Origin of the sequence: Rhodopila sp., assembly GCF_035548235.1 — a bacterium.
Lineage (GTDB): Bacteria > Pseudomonadota > Alphaproteobacteria > Acetobacterales > Acetobacteraceae > Rhodopila.
This window is the reverse complement of sequence record NZ_DASZTJ010000246.1, coordinates 1-4,183: the sequence shown is the minus strand read 5'-3', so window position 1 is coordinate 4,183 and position 4,183 is coordinate 1. Positions and strand designations below refer to the sequence as shown.

The window sequence follows — 4,183 nt, the reverse complement described above, 5'->3', positions numbered from 1 at the left end:
TGACGCCGGGGCCGGAATCGGAAGACAACGCTGCCTGCTTTCGCCGCCCCGGAACCAAACGCCTCAAGACACCCTACCCGAACTTCGCCCGCAGCTTGGGCAGCACCATCTCGCCATAGAGCTTCAGGAACCGCGCCTGGTCGTTCCCCGGCGCGTGGAACACCAGGTGGCGGAAGCCCATGTCGATATAGGGCTTGATCTTCTCGATATGCTCGTCCGGGTCGTCGGAGACGATCCAGCGGCTGGCGGCGCGTTCGACCGGCAGGGCGTCGGCCAGGCGCTCCATCTCGATCGGGTTGTGCACCGTCACCTTCTCTTCCGGCGTCAGCGCCAGCGCGGCCCAGATCCGCGTATCCTCCAGCGCGCGCTTCTTGTCGGTGTCGAACGAGACCTTCATCTCGATCATCCGGTCGTAGTCGGGTTTGGGCTTCGAGGAGAGCTTCAAGCCCTCCTCGACGTTCGGCAGCAGCGTCTCGGTATACAGATCCCACTTCTTGCCGCTGGTGCAGATGAACCCGTCCGCCATGCGACCGGCATACTTGGCGATCTGCGGCCCGGCGCCGGCGACATAGATGGGCAGCGGCGCGCCCGGCTTGTCGTAGATCGTGGCGTCCTTGGTCTTGTAGTACTCGCCCTCGAAGGACAGGTGGTCCTCGGACCACAGCTTGCGGATCAGGCTGATCGCCTCGCGCAGCCGCGCGAAACGCTCCTTCGTCTCCGGCCAGACCATGCCGGTCGCGGGAACTTCGTTCAGCCCTTCGCCCGTGCCCAGGCCCAGGATGACCCGGCCGGGGAACAGCGAACCCAGCGTGCCGAACACCTGCGCGACGATGGACGGATGATACCGGAACGTCGGCGTCAGCACGGACGTACCCATCACGATGCGCCGCGTGCTCGCCCCCAGCGCGCCCATCCAGGCCAGCGCCGAGGGGGCGTGGCCGTCGGTGTGGCGCCAGGGCTGGAAATGGTCGCTGACGAAGACGCTGTCGAAACCGCATCGCTCCGCCTCGACGGAGAAGTCCAGCAGCGGGCGCGGAGCAAACTGCTCCGCTGACGCCTTGTATCCGAGCTTGAGGGTCATGGACCGGCTTCCTTCTGTTGAAGCGCACGCTACAGAAGCGCGGGTGCGGCGGCAATCCGGGCCACCTGGCTGATCCTGCAGGACTGGTCTTTCTGGCCAGCGGGTCGGATTGGCTGCGAAGCGGCATCGTGGCTGCCGAAACGCTGGGCGGTTGCCGTTCCGGTGGGCGCACAAAGTATGGGCAGCCGCGACCCTTACGCATGGAGACAGGCCGCGCACCAGCCCGCCCGTCATGACCCGGCTCGATCGGGTCATCTCCTTCCCCCGAGGCGCCGGATGGACCGGTCGAGCCGAACCATGACGGGGAAAGGTCGCGCGCCGCGCCGTCGATACGACCCCGAAGCGCCCATCCATCCGCCAATTGCGGCGTCCCCCGTAATTTGCTGCAATGCGGCATGAGCTTTGCCTATTCTGCACCATGCTCTGTCCCGCCGCGCCTGCATGAGGGTCCTTCTGGCCGACGACGACGCCGAACGCGCAGGCGCTCTGGCGGGCGTGCTGGCGGCCGATACCAGCTTGACGGTGCTGCGGCTTGAGCCTGGCGGATCCTTGGCCGAGGCCGTCGCCACGCTTCACCCCGATATCGTCCTGGTCGACATGGCGCGCCCTGACCGCGACGCGCTGGACGGCATCCGCCAGGTCACCGCGCTGAACGACCGACCCGTCGTGCTGTTCGTCGACGAAGACGATCCCGCCTTCATGGAGGAAGCGATCGGCGCCGGCGTCACGTCCTACAACGCCGTCGGCGTCAAGCCGCCGGACGTCAAGCCGATCCTGCGCGCCGCGTCGGCGATGTTCCGCCGCTTCCAGCAAGCCCAAGTGGACCTGCGCGACGCCGAGGCTCGGCTGCGCGCCCGAGACATCATCGACCGCGCCAAGGCGGTCCTGATCAAGCAACGCCGGATCAGCGAACCCGATGCTTACAAATGGCTGCGGCGCACCGCCATGAGCACGGGGCGGCGAATCGTCGACGTCGCCGGCGACGTCATCGGGGGAACGGAAAGGACCGGGGAATGAAGCAGACTGTCAGGCTGGGGCTGTTGCGCCTCGTGGACAGCGCGCCGGTCATGGTGGCCCAGGCCCGTGGCCTGTTCGCCGCCAACGGCCTGGATGCGGCCATCAGCATAGAGCCGTCCTGGTCGAACGTCGCCGACAAGCTGACCTATGGGCTGCTCGATGCCGCCGTCATGCTGCCGCCTTTGGCGCTGGCCGCTGCCGCCGGGCTGCGCGGCAGCCGAGCGCGGCTGGTGGTGCCGCTGTCGCTGAGCCAAGGGGGGAACACGATCACCGTCAACCACGCCGCCGCCGCGGCCCTGACGCGCGATGCCGAGGCGCCCGGGCGCGGGTTGCTGGAATGGCTGCAGACGCTGCCCGCCAAGCCCCGCTTCGCCGTAGTACACCGGTTGTCGACGCATAACCTGCTGCTGCGCTACTGGCTTGCGGCCGGGGGCGTCGACCCGGACAACGACATCGAGACCCTGGTCATCCCGCCCGAAAACGTCGTCGACGCCTTGGCCGAAGGCGCGATCATCGGCTTCTGCGCCGGCGCCCCCTGGGGATCGGTCGCCGAGGAACGCGGCGTCGGGCAGGTGCTTCTCGGTACCTCCTCCATCTGGCCGTTCCATCCGGAAAAATGCCTCTGCGTCAGCGAGGCCTGGGCAGATGCCTCGCCGGACCGGCTGCACGCCCTGCTGCGCGCCGTGCTGCGCGCCCAGGTGATCTGCGACCGGCCCGAGGAAGCGCCCGCCATCGCCGAACTTCTGGCTGACCCTGGCGGCCTGAACCTGCCCCAGGCCGCGTCCCGCGCCGCGCTGCCCGGCGGGACCGCGAGGGAACAGATCCGGTTCCACGAACGCGAAGCCTGGTTCCCGGCGCGCGCCCACGCCACTTGGTTCCTGGGCCAGATGCGCCGCTGGGGATGGTTGCCGCCGGAAGAAGACCTGGCGGCGCTGACCGCCCAGGTCTACCGCCCGGACCTGCTGGCGCCGGCCGTGGCGGCCGAACGGCTGTATCCAATCGCCAGCCTGCCGGAGCTGGAAAGCACCGCGATGCTGCCGCAACTGCACGAACCGGTCTTTAACAACGGATTACGTCGCGGCTGACGGGTGGAAGTTTCGCGTTAACGATGGTTAACTTGGAATCGAAACGCGCCAAGAGGCTTGCATGCGCCGATTCCGAACCGCCCTGTGCGTCATGGCTCTCGCGCTGGCGGTGCCGTTGCTCACGTCCTGCAAGAAGTCCAACCAGTTCGTGCCGCCGCCACCGGCCAAGGTCACCGTCGCCAAGCCGCTGGTGAAGACGGTCACCCGGTACCTGGAAGCCACCGGCAACACCGCCGCCATCAACTCGGTCGACCTCGTCGCCCGGATCCAGGGGTTCCTGCAGTCCATCAGCTACACCGACGGCGCGGCGGTGAAGAAGGGCGACATCCTGTTCACCATCGAGCCCCTGCCCTACCAGGTGAAGCTGCAGCAGGCACAGGCGGCCGAAGCGTCCGCGCAGGCGACGCTGACCAACGCGCAGATCAACTACGACCGCCAGCTTTCGCTGCAGAAAGGCAACGTCGCCTCGGTCCAGAACCTGGATGACGCGCGCGCCCAGCGCGATACCGCCCAGGCGAACCTGGCCCAGGCGCAGGCGAACACGCAAAGCGCGGCAATCACTTACAGCTACACCCGCGTGCTGGCGCCGTTCGACGGGCGCGTCAGCGCCCATCTGGTGTCGGTCGGCGAACTGGTCGGCACCCAGCCGACCAAGCTTGCGACGATCGTGCAGATGTCGCCGATCTACGTGAATTTCAGCGTCAGCGAGCAGGACGTCATCCGCATCCGGGCGCAGATCCGCAAGGAGGGCATGCCGCCGGAACAGATCTACAAGACCCCGGTGGAGGTCGGGCTGCAGGGTGAGACCGGCTACCCGCATGTCGGCCACATCGACTACGTCGCTCCGACCGTCGATGCCAGCACCGGGACCTTGCAGGTGCGCGGCATCATCGACAATGCCGACTATGCCTTGCTGCCCGGCTACTTCGCGCGCGTGCGGGTGCCGGTGGGCAACCAGGCGAACGCGATCCTGGTCCCCGACGTCGCGCTGGGGGCCGAC

The 4,183-nt window shown here is 67.7% G+C and carries 4 protein-coding genes; 3 read left to right on the top strand and 1 reads right to left on the bottom strand.

The genetic code is table 11. The annotated features are described in order from the left end of the window. Positions 1-73 precede the first annotated feature (73 nt). Complete coding sequence (fgd, locus tag VHB27_RS19890; protein WP_325603804.1) at positions 74-1,081, bottom strand: glucose-6-phosphate dehydrogenase (coenzyme-F420); 1,008 nt, start codon at positions 1,079-1,081, stop codon at positions 74-76. Positions 1,082-1,522: 441 nt separating this feature from the next. Here fgd and VHB27_RS19885 point away from each other — a divergent pair, with 441 nt between their 5' ends. The 3 genes from VHB27_RS19885 to VHB27_RS19875 all read left to right on the top strand — a co-directional run. Further along, positions 1,523-2,098, top strand: a complete 576-nt coding sequence (locus VHB27_RS19885) for an ANTAR domain-containing response regulator (RefSeq protein WP_325603802.1) — start codon at positions 1,523-1,525, stop codon at positions 2,096-2,098. After that, the gene (locus VHB27_RS19880; protein ID WP_325603800.1) at positions 2,095-3,183 is read left to right on the top strand and encodes a CmpA/NrtA family ABC transporter substrate-binding protein; all 1,089 of its coding nucleotides are present in this window, start codon (positions 2,095-2,097) and stop codon (positions 3,181-3,183) included. The genes VHB27_RS19885 and VHB27_RS19880 overlap by 4 nt, the downstream gene beginning before the upstream one ends. A gap of 61 nt (positions 3,184-3,244) precedes the next feature. Next, positions 3,245-4,183: efflux RND transporter periplasmic adaptor subunit (locus tag VHB27_RS19875; RefSeq protein ID WP_325603798.1), on the top strand; the 939-nt coding region annotated here is incomplete at its 3' end.